The organism is Pseudomonas amygdali (assembly GCF_002699855.1).
Classification (GTDB): Bacteria; Pseudomonadota; Gammaproteobacteria; order Pseudomonadales; family Pseudomonadaceae; genus Aquipseudomonas; species Aquipseudomonas amygdali.
Genome location: NZ_LKBW01000271.1, coordinates 1 through 16,997, shown reverse-complemented (window position 1 = coordinate 16,997; position 16,997 = coordinate 1). Strand labels below are relative to the sequence as shown.

Sequence of the window (16,997 nt, the reverse complement as noted above, 5' to 3'; positions counted from 1 at the left end):
TGGTTCGACCTGCGACTGCACGTCGCGGTCATGGCCCTTATGAGGATCCGACCATTGTGGTTGCAAGAATCTTTAACGTCGAGACACATATCGACACTTTCATCATTGTCTTGGGCGCGTTAGGCTGCGCGTTCATTTCGCCAGCATCCAGACAATGCTCCAGAATTTCTTGAACGAATTCGGCTACTTTGCCCTGTTCCTCGGCACCTTTTTTGAAGGCGAGACCATTCTGGTTCTCGCCGGCTTTCTGGCGTTTCGCGGATACATGGACCTCAATATCGTCATCCTCGTTGCCTTCTGCGGCAGCTATGCGGGCGACCAGTTGTGGTATTTATGGGGCGCAAACACGGCCGCAAGCTCCTGGCGCGCAAGCCCCGCTGGCAACTCATGGGCGACAAGGCCCTGCGGCTGGTGCGCAAGCACCCGGACATATGGGTACTGAGCTTCCGCTTCGTGTATGGCCTGCGAACGGTCATGCCGGTGGCCATCGGCCTGTCAGGCTACCCACCGGGGCGTTACCTGCTGCTCAACGGTATCGGTGCGGCTGTCTGGGCGGCAGCGCTGGGTTCGGCGGCCTACCATTTCGGCGCGGTTCTCGAGGGCTTGCTGGGCAACGTCAAGAAATACGAACTCTGGGTGCTCGGTGCGCTGATACTGCTCGGCCTTGGTCTGTGGCTGCGCCGACGCATCAAGAACGCGCGCATTGCCCGTGAAGAGCGTGAAGAAAAGAGCCGGTTCTGTGCATCGGCAGCGGCGTCCGATCTGGATACACCTGTCACCGTGCCCGTCGACCTGACGAAAAAATCCGACGATTAATTTCTCCGTTTCCTTCCCCGAGTGCAGGCTGACAGGCCTCACTCGGCGGCAGCGCGCAGCCGCTACCTGACATCGCAAGCACCGCCCTTCCCCACGCATTTTTGCGTAGCCTGTAAAGCGTGAACTGAACACTCGGCCTGTAAAGCGATCAATTAATGGACGAATTAAAAGAAGCCTTAGATTGCTCAAGTACAAGGAGCCGAATCGATGCAGAAAAAAGTGGCTGTAATCCTGTCCGGCTGTGGCGTCTATGACGGTGCCGAAATCCATGAAAGCGTCCTCACCCTGCTTCGTCTGGATCAACGTGGTGCGCAGGTCCAGTGCTTTGCGCCGAACATCGCCCAGCGTCACGTCATCAATCACCTGACTGGCGAGGAAATGCCCGAGTCGCGCAATGTGTTGATCGAGTCTGCGCGCATTGCACGAGGTGAGGTGAAGGACATCAGCGAAGCAAATGCAGAAGACTTTGATGCCCTGATCATCCCGGGCGGTTTCGGCTCGGCGAAGAACCTTTCCGACCTTGCCCTGCAAGGCCCTGCTTGTCAGGTGGAAGCAGGGCTGCTGGAACTCGCAGAAGCGTTCGCAGAAGCAGGCAAACCGGTCGGGCTGATCTGCATCACCCCGGCACTGGCAGCGAAGATCTACGGTCCCGGCGTTACCTGCACCATCGGCAACGACCCGGATACCGCTGCGGCCATTACCAAAATGGGCGGTAGCCACGCGCCATGCGCTGTCGATGACATCGTCGAAGACGAAGCACGAAAACTGGTCAGCACGCCCGCCTATATGGTTGCCAAAAGCATCAGTGAGGCTGCATCGGGCATCAACAAGCTGGTTGACCGCGTGCTGGAGCTGACGCACGAGGGCGATGCCTGACCTGTCGCGGGACGAACCCAATGCACCGCCCGTCAGACGAGCGGTGTTTTACAAGCCAGCCATAGTGATCCATCACGGCCATATGCTTTACTGTATGCATAAACAGTATTTGAGTAAAGCCAGATGTCCAGCCCCTATCCGGTTCGTGGCCGCGGTACTGCCAGCAATCCGCATAACCGCTTTGCCCCCAGTCAGTCCGTGGCCGAGGACGACGGCTGGTATCAGGAAGTGCCACTGACCCAAGGCACTGAGGTCACCAGCGAAACCGCCAAAAGCATCATTACCCGCAACAGCTCGCCGGATATCCCCTTTGATCGCTCGATCAACCCTTACCGGGGCTGCGAGCACGGCTGCATTTATTGTTTCGCCAGGCCCAGCCATGCCTACTGGGACATGTCGCCGGGCCTTGATTTCGAAACAAAGCTTATCGCCAAGACCAACGCGGCAGCACTGTTGGAGCAACAGCTCTCCAAGCCAGGCTACCGCTGCGCGCCCATCACGCTGGGGGCCAATACCGACCCGTATCAGCCTATCGAACGTGAATACCGCATCACTCGCGCCACGCTTGAGGTGTTGCTGCGCTATCGGCACCCGGTCAGCATCATTACCAAGGGCTCACTGATCCTCCGCGACCTGGACTTGCTCGCAGAGATGGCCAGACTTCGGCTGGTGTCGGTATTCATCAGCCTGACTACACTGGATGACGAGCTTAAATGCATCCTCGAACCCAGAGCAGCAGCGCCCAAGGCTCGCTTGCGGGCCATTCGGGTGTTGCGTCAGGCGGGCGTACCCGTCGGGGTGCTATGCGCGCCCATGATCCCGATGATTAATGACAGCGAACTGGAGGCGCTGCTGAGCGAGGCGAAAGCTGCAGGCGCGCTAAGCGCAAGTTACGTGATGCTGCGCCTGCCGCTGGAGGTCGCCCCGTTGTTCGACGAATGGCTGAAGACGCATTACCCGCAACGCGCCGAACATGTGATGAGCCTGATTCGTCAAAGCCGCGGCGGAGCGCTGTACGACAGTCAGTTTGGCTCGCGGATGCGCGGTGAAGGACCGTTTGCTGATCTACTGGCTCAACGCTATGCCTTGGCAATCAAACGGCTTGGATTGAACAAACGTGGCGGCTTCACACTCGATTGCGATGCGTTTTGTCCGCCAGGAGGACAAATGTCACTGCTGTGACGAACTTGGTACTATCGTGCAAACCCGCGTCCCAGAGCCATCGCATTCAGTTTCGCTTAAGCTTGGGAGATTAGTCTGTAACTCGGAGTGTCACCAGCGATAGCGCTCAAGGGATTTGTTCGTGATGCCATTTACAGGGATCACATCCGGCTCTGGTCAAACAGGCATGAAGAATCCACATCAATCCGTCAGAGAGGATGAAGACATGACAGACATCGGTAAACAGCATTCGGCTACGTCGTCCAGCACATCAAGCCATTCAGACAGCGCCGACGTAGCGTTGAAACATATTGTCGATGGCTTTGTACATTTTCGTAACGAGGTCTTCCCCCAGCAGGAAGAACTGTTCAAGAAGCTGGCGACCGCCCAGTCGCCACGGGCCATGTTCATCACCTGCGCCGACTCGCGCATCGTGCCTGAACTGATTACCCAAAGCTCGCCAGGCGACCTGTTCGTGACGCGTAACGTCGGTAACGTTGTGCCTCCGTATGGCCAGATGAACGGTGGTGTGTCCACAGCTCTGGAGTACGCAGTTGTCGCGCTGGGCGTGCAACACATCATTGTCTGCGGACATTCCGACTGCGGCGCCATGCGTGCAGTGCTCAACCCTGACAGCCTGGACAAGATGCCTACGGTAAAGGCCTGGTTGCGGCATGCCGAGGTCGCCCGCACAGTAGTCGAGCAGAACTGCAGTTGCAGCGGCGAGCTGGAAACCATGCAGGTCCTGACTCAGGAAAACGTGATTTCCCAGTTGCATCACCTGCGTACCCACCCTTCGGTCGCAGCGAAAATGGCCAGCGGCCAATTGTTCATTCATGGCTGGGTCTACAGCATCGAAACCAGCGAAATCCTGGCTTATGACGCCGAGCTCGATCGTTTCATACCGCTCGACGGTTCGGGACCGACGCCGATGGCTTCACCGAAAGCACGCTTTTCAGCCGACTGATCACCAGTCCGACTGACGGCAAGCCCTTCTTTATCAGCTGATGGCGGCTGCGCAGGATGCGCGTCGCCCGTCTTGCCTCGTCTGAAGAATCCCGGAGAAGCGTCATGGGTATTACAGCATTGAAAACCGCTTTACCACGGGAGCTGCTCGCTTCCGTGGTCGTGTTCCTGGTCGCACTGCCGCTGTGCATGGGGATCGCCATTGCATCCGGCATTCCTCCGGCCAAAGGTCTGATCACCGGCATCGTGGGCGGGCTGATAGTCGGCTGGATAGCCGGTTCGCCGTTGCAGGTCAGCGGTCCCGCAGCCGGTCTGGCAGTACTGGTTTTTGAAGTGGTACGCGAGCACGGCATGGCCATGCTGGGCCCTATTCTGGTGCTCGCCGGGTTGCTTCAGCTGCTGGCAGGTCGATTCAAGCTTGGCTGCTGGTTCCGGGTCACGGCACCTGCGGTGGTCTATGGCATGCTCGCCGGTATCGGCGTGTTGATCGTACTGTCACAGGCACACGTGATGTTCGACAGCGGTCCCAAACCTTCCGGGCTGGACAATCTGATCGCCTTCCCTTCCACACTGATCCAGGCCTTCGGACCAGGCACCGGCATGCAGGCCGGTATGCTCGGTCTGAGCACCATGCTGATCATGTGGGGCTGGGAAAAACTTCGTCCGCAGTCTTTGCGCTTCGTACCCGGCGCGCTGCTGGGCGTGGGTATCGCAACCGGCATCAGCCTGTTCATGGCCTTGCAGGTCAAGCGTGTCGAAGTACCGGACAACCTGGCCGATGCCATTGACTGGCTGCGTCCGGCGGACCTGATGAACCTGGCCGATCCAGCCATTCTGGTTGCCGCTATCGTCGTAGCATTCATTGCCAGTGCCGAAACCCTGCTTTCCGCCTCGGCGGTTGACCGCATGCACAGTGGCCAGCGCTCGGACTTCGACAAGGAACTCAGCGCGCAAGGCGTGGGCAATATGCTCTGCGGAGTGCTCGGTGCATTGCCGATGACCGGCGTTATCGTGCGCAGCTCGGCTAATGTCCAGGCCGGTGCCACCACGCGCTTCTCGACGATCTTCCACGGTCTGTGGCTGCTGGCGTTCGTGTTGCTGCTGTCGAGCGTACTGCAGAGCATTCCGGTCGCGAGTCTGGCTGGTGTGCTGGTCTACACCGGCCTGAAGCTGGTCGATCTGAAGGCATTTCGTGGTCTGGGCCGCTATGGCCGGATGCCGATGTTCACGTATGTGGCGACTGCCGTGGCGATCATCTTCACCGACCTGCTGACCGGTGTACTGGTCGGTTTCGGTCTGACCCTTGTGAAGCTGGCGTTCAAGGCTTCGCGCCTGAAGATCAACGTGGTCGAACTGGCGGGCGAGAAGGAATTCGAGCTGCGTCTGGTCGGTGCCGCGACGTTCCTCAAGGTGCCTGCGCTGACTCAGGCTCTGGGCACTATCCCGCAGGGCAGTACCGTGCATGTGCCGCTGGGCAATCTGTCCTACATAGACCACTCGTGCCTGGAACTGCTGGAAGAGTGGGGACGTTCCAATGCCGCTCATGGCACCCGACTGCTCATTGAGCCGCATGGATTGAAGCGTCGTCTTGAAGGGCGGATCTACACAACAACGGGTATAGGCTCGGGCGCCGCCTGATAGTCAAAGCGTTGGGGCTGAAGCCTGGAATGACGATAGGAGCCGGATGGGTCTTCGCGTAGCAGCGGAGCGATATCCGGCTCCTTCCATTGCGGGCGAAGACATTGATTCGGGCCTCTGAATCAGATGACGGAGCGTTCCAGCTCCAGGCCGATACCCAATTGTCGTGACAGGCTTGGCCAGCGCTTCCACGCTGCCCCTGTATCAGGACTGGTCAGTTTTTCGCGGTAGGCCTCGACAGAGTCCAGCGCGAAACTTTCATCATCAAGCAGCTTGTCGACGGCATGGTGAACCGCCTCGTCCAGCTGGTTGGCAAATTGCTCGCCGATCAACTGGTGGGCAATCACGCTGGCAACCGTGGTATTTGACGGTATCAGCGGCTGACCAAAATGCTTGATGTATAGATCGTTCACCTCCTCGACCAGTCTGTGTGCCAGATAGGCCTCGTCCAACAGGCTTTCCAGCCCCTCATGTCCGTCCATGATGGAAGGGGGTGCTGCGAAAAAATGCTCTGCGATTTTCAGTACCGGTTTAATCTGCCCTTCAATACCGGCTTCTACGGCGACCTCGTGAGCAGCGTCCAGCAGGTCGGGGACCAAGTCGATGTAAGCAGTGACGAAACGCGTCAACACGTCCTTCGCGTCGACATCCGGGAGGTGAATGGCGGGATGAAGATGTGGGAGCTTTTGTTCCAACTGTTGCAGCAAGTGGCCGGTCTCGGCTTCATGTTGATGGGCTAGTTGTATCTGCTCGCGCAATGCGGCGGTGTTCATGGCAGTGGGGACTCCTGAGGGCGTTAAACCCCGTGGTTCGGTTATGGAGAGTCATACGTTAGCTCGGTTAACTAAATGCCTAAGACATTTTTGCTATAACCGAAACGCATTTATATGCATTGGCTATATCAAAGCGTTTTTTGCTCAGTTTCTGACCATTTGCCTACATTGGCGCATAAATACGGCACCTTGCGCTGATGTAAGCAGGCTACTCTGAAGCCGCCCGCAGCCCTTTCGACACGCTGTCTGACATAAAAAGTGAGCCCGGCATGACTCAGCCTCTTTTATCCAAGCGGCTTGCTCTGCGTTTAATCTGTTTGCTGGTGATCATGTTCATCTGCGGATTTGCATTGCCGTCGCTCTATGCTTTGCTGACCGGGCATGACAGAAACCGCGACCAGGACGCTTCGCGGCAGATCGAGGTGCAGTTCACCGCTACCAACTCTGCCGGAATGGTCTGGGCGTTCTACCCGCGCGCCAGCCAGATGCAAATCAACCCTGGTGCGGTCAACGAGATGATTTTCGTGGCGCAGAACCCTACTGACAAACCGATGAAAGCCCAGGCTGTACCGGGCATTTCGCCGGGGAAGGCGGCAGAGTGGTTTCACAAGACCGAATGTTTCTGCTTCACCCAACAGACCTTACAGCCGGGTGAGCGTATCGAGATGCCCGTGCGCTTCATCGTTGATCGCGACCTGCCCGCAGAGGTGAAACGCCTGACGCTGGCCTATACGCTGTTCGATGTCACTGCGCCCTAGGCGCTCGAAGCCATATAGGCCATCATCCCTGGCCGCATGCCGATCACTACCCGCGTTGATGCCATGACCCGTATCCAGAAAACCGTTTTTATCGCTGCCGCCATTGTTGCCCTCGTTCTGGGCCTGATCCTCAGCCAGTTGCTGCCGGGCAGCGGGTCTGAGGATCAGGCGGCACTTAACGATGCAGGTATTGTGCTGCTACCGAAAAGTCGCCAGTTGCCAGCCTTGAGCATGTCGGACCAGAACGGCGCAGCGGTGGCCCTTGATGACTTGAAAGGCAAATGGACGCTGATGTTCTTCGGCTACACCTTCTGCCCGGACATCTGCCCCACTACCCTGGCGCAGATAAAGCAGATCAGGACCGAGCTGCCTGAAAAGGTGGTCGAGCGCATGCGTGTGGTGCTGGTCAGCGTCGACCCTGAACGCGACACGCCGCAGCAGCTTAAGCAATACCTGGGCTACTTCGACCCGCAGTACATCGGCCTGACGGCGCCTGTCGCTGATATCCAGACACTGGCCAATGCCGTGAGCATTCCGTTCATTCCCGCAGACACCAGCAAAGCGAACTACTTCGTCGATCACAGCGGTAATCTGGCTTTGATCGGCCCGGATGGTACGCAGCGAGGCTTTATCCGCGCACCGCTGAACAATCAGAAGCTGGTGAAGCAATTGCCGAGGCTGCCGGAAAGGGATTAGGGCCTGTGAGATTCCTGCGGGAGTAACCGGGGCGGCGATCCGCATTGCTCACGACGACTTGGTCCAAACGCTCTATTTTCTGAAGGCTTTACCGGCCTCTTCGCGAGCAAGCTCGCTCCCACGACGCGCCTGTATAACTATGAGCACAGAGCGTGGGAGCGATAAGGTGTTCCCGACGCTCTGCGTCACAAGGGACGCAGAGCACTGGCGCGAGAACCGCAAGGTACAATCGGATCAGAACGCCGGAACCACAGCGCCTTTGTATTTCTCGGCCAGGAAGGTTTTCACTTCAGGACTCTGCAGGGCCGCTACCAGCTTTTTCATCGCGTCTGAATCCTTGTTGTCCGGGCGGGCAACCAGAATGTTCGCGTAGGGCGAATCGGCACCTTCGATGATCAGTGCGTCCTTGGTCGGCTCAAGCTTGGCGCTCAAGGCATAATTGGTATTGATCAGCGCCAGATCGACCTGAGTCAGTACGCGCGGCAACGTAGCTGCTTCCAGCTCACGGAACTTGAGGTCTTTCGGGTTATTCACGACATCCGAAGGCTTGGACAGGATATTGGTCGGATCCTTCAAGGTAATCAGACCTGCCTTGGCCAGCAGCAGCAAGGCACGGCCTTCATTGGTGGCGTCGTTTGGCAGGGCAACGTTGGCACCATTGGGCAGTTCTTCCAGCGTCTTGAACTTGTCCGAGTACGCACCGAACGGCTCTACGTGAACCTTGGCCACTGCGACCAGATCTGTGCCCTTGCCCTTGTTGAACTCATCCAGATACGGCTGGTGCTGGAAGAAGTTCGCGTCCATACGGTTCTGCGACACCTGTACGTTCGGCTGGATGTAGTCGTTGAACACCTTGATGTTCAAGTCCACGCCTTCTTTGGCCAGCGTCGGTTTGACGAACTCGAGAATCTCGGCGTGCGGCACGGCAGAGGCCGCGACGGTCAGGGTTTCGTTGGCCTGCGCGGACAAGGCAGTAACAGCGGCGAATATGGCCAATAGTTTTTTCATGCAACAACTCCTTTGGGCCCGCACAGGCGGGCCGATACCAACGGTTCGATCAACGATGTGTGAAATGCGCGACCAGTCTGTCGCCGATGGTTTGCAGAATCTGCACCAGCACCAGCAACAATACGACCGTCACGAACATCACATCGTTCTGGAAGCGTTGATAACCATATCGGATGGCCAGATCGCCCAGCCCGCCAGCACCCACGGCACCGGCCATGGCGGTGAACGACACCAGCGCTATGGCGGTAACAGTGATTGCAGCCAGAATGCCGGGGCGCGCTTCAGGCAGCAGCGCCTTGACGATGATCTGCCGAGTCGTCGCGCCCATGGCCTGCGTGGCTTCGATGATGCCGCGATCCACTTCGCGCAATGCTGTCTCTACCAGACGCGCAAAGAACGGCGTGGCGCCAGCGATCAGCGGCGGCAACGTGCCGAGAATGCCCAGTGACGTGCCGGTAATGATTTCGGTGAGCGGCATCATCACGATCAGCAGGATGATGAACGGCAACGCACGCAGCATGTTCACAATCAACCCGACCGTGGCGTACAGCTGCTTGTGTTCCAGCAACTGCCGCGGCGAAGTGAGGAACATCAGCACACCCAGCGGCAGGCCAAGCAGGATGGTGAAGCCCAGCGAAACACCGAGCATGATCAACGTGTCGCCGGTGGCGACCCAGATCTCGTACCAGTCGACATTGGAAAACAGGTTCAGAAAAGCGTCCATCAGCGCAGCACCTCCATATGAACGTCGGCGGCGGTGAAGCGCGCAAAAGCAGCGTCCATATCGCCGCCGGTGATGGCCAGCGTCAACTGCCCATAAGGGGTGTCCTTGATGCGGTCGATGCGTCCGGCAAGGATGCTGTAGTCGACGCCGGTTTCGCGGGCCACGGTGCCCAGCAGAGGCGCATACGTCGCATCGCCCTGAAAGGTCAGGCGCACGATACGGCCTTGAACATGAGCGAAATCGTCACGCTGTTCATTTTCATCGATCTGGTCATCTTCCTGCACAAAACGCTTGGTCGTCGGGTGCTGCGGATGCAGAAACACATCGGCGACCTTGCCTTGCTCGACAATCACGCCAGCGTCCATGACCGCCACCTGGTCACAGACGCGACGAATCACGTCCATTTCATGGGTGATCAGCACGATGGTCAGCTTCAGTTCGCGATTGATCTCGGCCAACAATTGCAAAACCGACGCAGTGGTCTGCGGGTCCAGCGCGCTGGTGGCTTCATCGCACAGCAGGATTTTCGGCTTGGTGGCCAGGGCGCGGGCGATGCCGACGCGCTGCTTCTGGCCGCCGGACAATTGCGCCGGGTATTTTTTCGCATGATCGGACAATCCAACCCGCTCCAGCAGCTCAGCCACGCGCTGGTCGATCTGCTTGCGGGGCATATCGCCGGCCAGCGTCAGCGGCATCGCAACATTATCGGCCACGGTTTTGGAGGCCAGCAGATTGAAGTGCTGGAAGATCATCCCGACTTGTTGGCGGAAGCGGCGCAAGCCGTTGGCATCAAGCGCCGTGACGTCTTCACCATCAACCACGATCTGTCCACCGCTCGGGGTCTCCAGACGGTTGATCAGGCGCAGCAGGGTACTTTTGCCAGCGCCGGAATGGCCGATGATGCCGAACACCTGGCCACCGTCGACACGCAGGCTGGTAGGGTGCAGGGCCGGTATTTCCTTGCCTGCCACCCGATAGGTTTTGTGGACGTTATGAAACTCGATCACGGAGCGAACCTTGTGGGGCGCGTTAAAAAATCAGCGCAGTGGCAGGACGCCACCTGCTTCGTTACCTCGGCCGGGTAAAGCCGGGCGCGCATTTTAGCCTGTCCGGCCCGCTGTGCTTAGCATTTATTTGCAGGCTGCCCTGCGCAACAGGCATAACGCGACCGTTGGTAAAGATGTGCGACAAATAAAGGGAACGGCTGTTTTAGGCCTCGGTCACTTCTTGGATACCGTGATTTCCCGCTTACGCCAGGGAAGTCGTATTCAGCGAACCCAACTCAACGATTGGGGCGAGATAAGGAGTCTCTGATGGCTAGCAAGAACGCACCACCTGTAACCGCAACGCCCAAGAGCGAATTGGCAGGTACCGACACCCTGGACCGTGGCAATACCAACGAGAAGCTGGAAAGCCTTGAGCAGTTCCGCTCGGACGCGACCCAGCAGGCCCTGCGCACCAATCACGGTGTCAAGATTTCCGATAACCAGAACACACTGAAAGTCGGCAGCCGCGGCCCATCGCTGCTCGAAGACTTCATCATGCGTGAAAAGATCACGCACTTTGACCATGAGCGTATTCCGGAGCGTATCGTTCACGCCCGCGGCACCGCGGCACATGGTTATTTCCAGACCTATGAAGACCATGGCGCGCTGAGTAAAGCGGGCTTCCTGCGTGATCCGGGCAAGAAGACCCCGGTGTTCGTGCGCTTCTCTACCGTTCAGGGCCCGCGCGGCTCGGGCGATACCGTGCGCGACGTGCGTGGCTTTGCGGTCAAGCTCTACACCGAAGAAGGCAACTTCGATCTGGTCGGCAACAACATGCCGATCTTTTTCATTCAGGACGCCATCAAGTTTCCTGACTTCGTGCACGCAGTAAAACCAGAGCCGCATAACGAAATCCCGACCGGGGGCTCGGCTCACGACACCTTCTGGGACTTCGTTTCGCTGGTGCCGGAATCTGCACACATGGTGCTGTGGACCATGTCCGACCGTGCCATTCCGAAAAGCCTGCGCACCATGCAGGGCTTTGGTATCCACACCTTCCGCTTTATCAACACCGAAGGTAAGTCGAGCTTTGTGAAGTTTCACTGGAAGCCCAAGTTCGGCGTGTGCTCGCTGGTCTGGGACGAAGCGCAGAAGCTCGCTGGCAAGGACACCGATTTCCACCGCCGCGACCTGTGGGAATCCATCGAGATGGGCGACTACCCGGAATGGGAACTGGGCGTGCAGATCGTTGCCGAGGAAGACGAGCACAAGTTCGACTTCGACCTGCTCGATCCGACCAAGATCATTCCCGAAGAACTGGTACCGGTCACTCCGCTGGGCAAGATGGTCTTGAACCGTAACCCGGACAACTATTTCGCCGAGACCGAGCAGGTTGCCTTCTGCCCGGGCCACATCGTGCCAGGTATCGACTTCTCCAATGACCCGCTGCTGCAAGGTCGCCTGTTCTCCTACACCGACACGCAGATCAGCCGTCTGGGTGGGCCGAACTTCCATGAAATCCCGATCAACCGTCCGATTGCGCCGAACCACAACGGTCAGCGTGACGCACAGCACCGCACAACTATCGACAAGGGCCGCGCTTCCTACGAGCCGAACTCGATCGATGGCGGCTGGCCGAAAGAAACCCCTGCCGGCCCTGTAGATGGCGGCTTCGAGACCTACCCTGAGCGCGTTGAAGCGCACAAGGTTCGTGAGCGCAGCGAATCGTTTGGCGACCACTTCTCGCAGGCTACATTGTTCTTCCAGAGCATGAGCCATCACGAGAAAGAGCACATCACCGCGGCCTACAGCTTCGAGTTGGGCAAGGTCGAGCGCGAGTACATTCGTGCCCGTCAGGTCAACGAGATTCTGGCCAATATCGACCTGGAACTGGCCAGCCGCGTAGCCGCCAATCTGGGCTTGCCAGCACCGACTGCCGGGACCGTGCCAGTGCGTCAGACTTCGGTAAAAGAGTCGCCGGCGCTGAGCCAGGTCAACCTGCTTTCTGGCGATATCGTTTCACGCAAGGTTGCCATTCTTGTGGCAGACGGCGTGGACGGCAAAGCGGTCGAAGCCATGAAAGCTGCACTGACTGCCGAAGGCGCACACGCCAAGGTATTGGGCCCGACCTCCGCACCGGTCAAGACCGCTGACGGCAAGAGCCTGCCAGTGGACGCATCGGCTGAAGGCCTGCCTTCGGTAGCGTTCGACGCAGTCTTCGTGCCGGGTGGCAAGGCTTCGATCGAAGCACTGAAAGGCGACGGCGTGGCACTGCACTTCATCCTGGAAGCCTACAAGCACCTCAAGGCCATCTCCTTTGCCGGGGAGGCCAAAGAGCTGTTGAGCCTGCTACGCCTGGAAGAAGATGCGGGCCTGCTGGAGGTATCCGATAGCAAATCGTTCAAAGCGTTCTTCAACGCGATTGCTCAGCACCGTGTATGGGATCGTGAAGTGAAAGCCAAGGCTGTTCCGGCTTGATCTGACGTGCTAGATCGCTCCCACGCTCCGGCGTGGAAGCGCCTTTCTGAACCTTCTCGCCCCCACATAGACTCCCCCAACACTTCTCGTCCCTCACGCTCCGCGTGGGAATGCAGTTCTGGACGCTCTGCGTCCGCTTTGAAGAATCGACTCAGGACTTCGCTGGCGTCAGAATGATCTGCGCTTTTTCATTGCGCTCGATCTGGCGACGCAATTGCAGCTCGAAATCCGGATTGGCCTTGACCACCCGTTTGGTCAGCAACGTGGCCAGCCACGGATAGTCTTCGGTGCGCGGCACTACCATCAGCACTTCACAGTTGAACGCTACGGTATCCGCTGCGATATCGTCCAGTTGACGACGTAATGCACGCATATCGCCGATCTTGAGTTCAATTGTCGTGCTTTCTGCCGACGGATCGATGAGCTTGGCAACCCTTCTGGCTTCGGCCGCCTTCAAATCAGCTTCGGCTTTCTCCAGCTCGGCCTTGCGCGCATGAGCGATAGCGCCGTTGACGCCACTGGTCAGTGCCGGTGCCTTGGGCATCAGCGCGCGCGCACGAGTGAGTGCGTTGGCCGCCGCATTCATATCACCCTTCTGCAGGCTGATCTGGCTGCGACTCAGATAGGCTTCGGCCAGACGACGCTGAAAAGGCTCGAGGCGGATATCGGCAGGATTGGCGGCCTGCAACGCGGCCAGTTGATCCTCGGCCGTCGCCAGCTCATTGCTGACGATGTTCTGCTCAAGCTGAGCGAACGCGTCAGGCTGAACGTCGGAGGCAGGCGTCTCGGCAGTGGGCGCACTCTGGCAGGCACCCAGCAGGATGGAAAATGCGACAAGCAGCAGATAGCGTGGGGCGAACGGCTTCATTCCTGCGATTCTCTAGTTTGCGCAAAAAACGAGCAAGTCTACACCGCTCGCTTGGGTAGAACAAAGCTGAGCAAAAACAACGCTGCAGCGGATACCACTATAGACGGTCCTGCCGGGGTGTCCTTGAACCATGACAATGATAGCCCGACACACACGGCTATCACGCCTAACAGGCTTGCACCCAGCGCCATCTGCTCCGGCGAGCGGGCGTGACGCTGCGCCGCAGCGGCGGGAATGATCAGCAGCGACGTGATCAGCAGAACGCCGACGATCTTCATCGCCACAGCGATCACCACGGCGATCAGCAGCATCAGCGCCATGCGCAATGCCGCGACGGGCAGACCTTCGACCCGCGCCAGCTCTTCATGCACGGTGATTGCCAGCAGCGGGCGCCACAGCGCAACAATCAATACCAGCACCAGCGCGCTGCCGCCCAGGATCCAGGTCAGATCAGCCGGGCTGATGGCAAGCAGGTCGCCAAACAGATAAGCCATCAGGTCGATACGCACTTCATGCATGAAGCTGAGCACCACCAGGCCGAGCGACAGCGTGCTCGGCGCGAGGATCCCCAGCAGTGTGTCCGAGGCCAGCGGCTGGCGCTGTTGCAGCGTGACCAGCAGCACCGCCAGCAGCAGGCAGCCGACCGTCACTGCAATGGTCGGGCTGATATCCAGCAGGAAGCCAAGCGCCACACCGAGCAATGCTGCGTGGGAAAGCGTATCGCCGAAGTACGCCATGCGCCGCCAGACCACGAACGACCCCAGCGGGCCAGCAACCACGGCCAGCGCAACGCCTGCGAGCAAGGCATACAGTAAAAAATCAGCCATGCTTGCAGTGGTCTCCGTGAACATGAGTGTGGGTAGGTGAGGAAGTCGCCGGGGCATCATTCACCACAGCGCCATGCAGATCGTGGGCGTGGTCGTGATGGTGGTGATAGATCGCCAGGCTTTGCGCATTTTTGCCGAACAGCTCGACAAACGCCGGATCATGGCTGACCTGCTCGGGATGCCCGGAGCAGCAAACATGGCGGTTCAGACAGACCACCTGATCGGTCGTGCTCATGACCAGATGCAAATCATGAGACACCATCAGCACGCCGCACTGGTGGCGGTCGCGCAACCGGGTAATAAGGCCGTACAGCTCGGCCTGACCTGCCACGTCGACACCCTGCACCGGCTCATCGAGCACCAGCAATTCAGGCTTGCGCAACAAGGCTCGGGCCAGCAGAACGCGCTGCATCTCGCCACCGGAAATACCTTGAATCGGGCTATCGATGACCTTCTCGGCCCCGACTTCTTCCAGGGCCGACTCTGCAGCCATGCGGTCCACACCGGGCACCAGACGCAAAAAGCGCAGCACCGACAGCGGCAGCGTCTGATCCACATGCAGTTTTTGCGGCATGTAACCGACACGCAGCTTCGGCTTGCGCCAGACGGTTCCGGAGTCGGGCTTGAGCAGCCCCAGCACTGCACGCACCAGCGTGGTCTTGCCAGCGCCGTTAGGGCCGATCAGCGTAACGATTTCGCCGGGCTTGACGCTCAACTGGATGTTGTCCAGAACGCTTTGCCCGGACAGCGTTACAGCGACCTGCTCCAGACGTATCAATGCATCCGTCATCAAGCCGCCTTGCAGCCGGCGCATACACCCACGATCTCGACCGTCTGGCCTTCGACCGCGAAGCCAACGCCTGCAGCGGCATCGATGACGGCATTGCTGATGGCTGGGTGCTGCAGCTCGATCGCCGCGTGACACAGGCGGCAAATCAGAAACTGCCCCTGATGCGCATGAGTGGGGTGATTGCAGCCGGTGAACGCGTTGAGTGAGGCGATGCGGTGCACCAGACCGTTTTCCAGCAGGAAATCCAGTGCACGATAAACGGTTGGCGGCGCAGCGCGGCGACCGTCTTCATCACTCAGCACTGCAAGGATGTCGTAGGCACCCAGCGGCTTGTGGCTTTGCCAGACCAGTTCCAGCACGCGACGGCGCAAGGTCGTCAGGCGCAGCCCCTGTTTGGCGCACAGGGCGTCCGCTTCGGCGAGTGCCGAATGCACGCAGTGAGAGTGGTCATGGGGGCGACTGGCCAGGGGAGTATTGGGCATGAGCAGCGACGATATTGGCTAGAGACGTTATTATGTTACCTGTTCCTGGCTTATATGAGTGATTCGAGTGCGCCGTCTTTTAAATCTTGTTGCTGTTTTGTGGGTCAGTCTGCTGGTCATTTCCCCTGTTCAGGCCGAGGTCCGGGTGCTGACCAGTATCAAGCCATTGCAGCTGATTGCAGCTGATTGCAGCGGCTGTGCAGGATGGCGTCGGTACACCGCAAGTGCTTCTGCCACCGGGTGCCTCACCGCATAACTACGCGCTGCGCCCATCCGACGTACGGCGTGTACAGGAAGTCGAGTTGCTCTACTGGATCGGCCCGGACATGGAAACCTTCCTGCCGCGCGCCCTTCAGGGCCGCAAACTGCCTGCAGTTGCCGTACAGACACTGCCGGGCATGCACTTGCGTCACTTTGGCCAGGACAATGCCTCGCATGATGACCACGAACATGATCACGACAACGATTCAGACGAACATGATCATGATCACCGGCCCGGCAGCCTGGATTCACACCTCTGGCTGTCGACCGTCAATGCTCGGGTGATTGCCGCGAAAATGGCCACAGACCTGAGCGCCGCCGACCCTGCCAATGCAGCTCGTTATGCGAGTAACGCTGCCGCATTCAGCAAACGCCTTGACGCGCTGGATGCTCGTATCAAGGGTCGGGTCAGTGCAGTGGCAGGCAAGCCTTACTTCGTCTTCCACGAGGCGTTCGATTATTTCGAAGAGGCTTACGGGCTCAAACACGCCGGGGTATTCGCCATCGCCGCCGAGATCCAGCCCGGCGCCCAGCACGTCGCCGCCATGCGCGAACGCCTGAAAGCTGCCGGCAAGACCTGTGTATTCAGTGAACCGCCACTGCGCCCGCGTCTGGCTGAAACCTTGAGCGCAGGCCTGCCGGTCAAGCTGGCGGAGCTGGATGGACTGGGCGGCTACACCCCGGCCACCGCGCAGGGTTACGAGCAAGTCCTGCAAAAGCTGGCGGATGATTTGGCAGGTTGCCTGAGCAGTCTCTGACTGCCACCGCCCACATAGCAGCACTGCTGTGTGACGCAGAGCGTCACGCACGGCATTCCCACGCTGGAGTGGTATGCCCCCCGAAGGTTGGACAATTATCCACTTACGCTGCCTTGGCGGCCTGCATCCTG

General features: G+C 58.8%; 15 protein-coding genes and 2 pseudogenes. 9 read left to right on the top strand and 8 right to left on the bottom strand.

What is annotated here, in order from left to right:
• The first annotated feature begins 154 nt into the window (after positions 1-154).
• From AO277_RS18335 to AO277_RS18315, 5 genes and pseudogenes are all read left to right on the top strand, one after another.
• Positions 155-816: pseudogene (locus AO277_RS18335) on the top strand (DedA family protein).
• A 207-nt stretch (positions 817-1,023) separates the two neighbouring features.
• Entirely contained in the window at positions 1,024-1,692 is a 669-nt protein-coding gene (elbB, locus tag AO277_RS18330) for an isoprenoid biosynthesis glyoxalase ElbB (protein WP_044318549.1), read from the top strand.
• Between the two features lie 123 nt (positions 1,693-1,815).
• A complete protein-coding gene (locus tag AO277_RS18325; RefSeq protein ID WP_044318548.1) occupies positions 1,816-2,874 on the top strand; it encodes a PA0069 family radical SAM protein in 1,059 nt (352 codons plus the stop codon).
• 205 nt (positions 2,875-3,079) lie between these two features.
• Positions 3,080-3,820, top strand: coding sequence for a carbonic anhydrase (locus tag AO277_RS18320; protein WP_004655211.1), 741 nt, complete (start codon positions 3,080-3,082; stop codon positions 3,818-3,820).
• 104 nt (positions 3,821-3,924) lie between these two features.
• Positions 3,925-5,457 (top strand): SulP family inorganic anion transporter, encoded by a 1,533-nt coding sequence (locus tag AO277_RS18315; RefSeq protein WP_044318547.1) that lies wholly within the window; start codon positions 3,925-3,927, stop codon positions 5,455-5,457.
• Positions 5,458-5,579: 122 nt separating this feature from the next.
• Here the strand turns inward: AO277_RS18315 and AO277_RS18310 are convergent, their stop codons facing one another.
• A complete protein-coding gene (locus AO277_RS18310) occupies positions 5,580-6,230 on the bottom strand; it encodes a hypothetical protein (protein WP_002551545.1) in 651 nt (216 codons plus the stop codon).
• A gap of 269 nt (positions 6,231-6,499) precedes the next feature.
• Between AO277_RS18310 and AO277_RS18305 the strand changes: the two genes are divergently transcribed.
• Positions 6,500-6,988 carry a cytochrome c oxidase assembly protein gene (locus tag AO277_RS18305; RefSeq protein WP_002551544.1) on the top strand — a complete coding sequence of 163 codons (489 nt, stop codon included), beginning with the start codon at positions 6,500-6,502 and terminating at the stop codon, positions 6,986-6,988.
• A gap of 63 nt (positions 6,989-7,051) precedes the next feature.
• Entirely contained in the window at positions 7,052-7,684 is a 633-nt protein-coding gene (locus AO277_RS18300) for an SCO family protein (RefSeq protein ID WP_044318562.1), read from the top strand.
• Between the two features lie 234 nt (positions 7,685-7,918).
• Here AO277_RS18300 and AO277_RS18295 read toward each other — a convergent pair whose 3' ends face one another.
• Genes AO277_RS18295 through AO277_RS18285 form a run of 3 tightly spaced genes read right to left on the bottom strand, consistent with a single transcriptional unit; the run spans position 7,919 to position 10,423 of the window.
• The gene (locus AO277_RS18295) at positions 7,919-8,692 is read right to left on the bottom strand and encodes a MetQ/NlpA family ABC transporter substrate-binding protein (protein WP_044318546.1); all 774 of its coding nucleotides are present in this window, start codon (positions 8,690-8,692) and stop codon (positions 7,919-7,921) included.
• A gap of 49 nt (positions 8,693-8,741) precedes the next feature.
• On the bottom strand, positions 8,742-9,416 hold the full coding sequence (locus tag AO277_RS18290; protein ID WP_004666537.1) for a methionine ABC transporter permease: 675 nt from the start codon (positions 9,414-9,416) through the stop codon (positions 8,742-8,744).
• Positions 9,416-10,423 carry a methionine ABC transporter ATP-binding protein gene (locus AO277_RS18285; protein WP_002551540.1) on the bottom strand — a complete coding sequence of 336 codons (1,008 nt, stop codon included), beginning with the start codon at positions 10,421-10,423 and terminating at the stop codon, positions 9,416-9,418. The genes AO277_RS18290 and AO277_RS18285 overlap by 1 nt, the downstream gene beginning before the upstream one ends.
• A gap of 306 nt (positions 10,424-10,729) precedes the next feature.
• On the opposite strand from AO277_RS18285, the gene katE reads away from it, so the two are divergent.
• Complete coding sequence (katE, locus tag AO277_RS18280; protein ID WP_044318545.1) at positions 10,730-12,880, top strand: catalase HPII; 2,151 nt, start codon at positions 10,730-10,732, stop codon at positions 12,878-12,880.
• A gap of 151 nt (positions 12,881-13,031) precedes the next feature.
• Here katE and AO277_RS18275 read toward each other — a convergent pair whose 3' ends face one another.
• From AO277_RS18275 to AO277_RS18260, 4 genes are read right to left on the bottom strand one after another with little or no spacing between them, the layout of a single operon-like run.
• Positions 13,032-13,748 carry a PA5502 family lipoprotein gene (locus AO277_RS18275; protein WP_005731663.1) on the bottom strand — a complete coding sequence of 239 codons (717 nt, stop codon included), beginning with the start codon at positions 13,746-13,748 and terminating at the stop codon, positions 13,032-13,034.
• Positions 13,749-13,786: 38 nt separating this feature from the next.
• Positions 13,787-14,575: a zinc ABC transporter permease subunit ZnuB gene (znuB, locus tag AO277_RS18270; protein WP_044318544.1), complete on the bottom strand. Its 789-nt coding sequence runs from the start codon at positions 14,573-14,575 to the stop codon at positions 13,787-13,789.
• Positions 14,568-15,365, bottom strand: coding sequence for a zinc ABC transporter ATP-binding protein ZnuC (gene znuC, locus AO277_RS18265; protein ID WP_002551450.1), 798 nt, complete (start codon positions 15,363-15,365; stop codon positions 14,568-14,570). The genes znuB and znuC overlap by 8 nt, the downstream gene beginning before the upstream one ends.
• A complete protein-coding gene (locus tag AO277_RS18260) occupies positions 15,365-15,847 on the bottom strand; it encodes a Fur family transcriptional regulator (RefSeq protein WP_002551451.1) in 483 nt (160 codons plus the stop codon). The genes znuC and AO277_RS18260 overlap by 1 nt, the downstream gene beginning before the upstream one ends.
• A 67-nt stretch (positions 15,848-15,914) precedes the next feature.
• Between AO277_RS18260 and znuA the strand changes: the two are divergent.
• Positions 15,915-16,866: pseudogene (gene znuA, locus AO277_RS18255) on the top strand (zinc ABC transporter substrate-binding protein ZnuA).
• Positions 16,867-16,997: the final 131 nt, after the last annotated feature.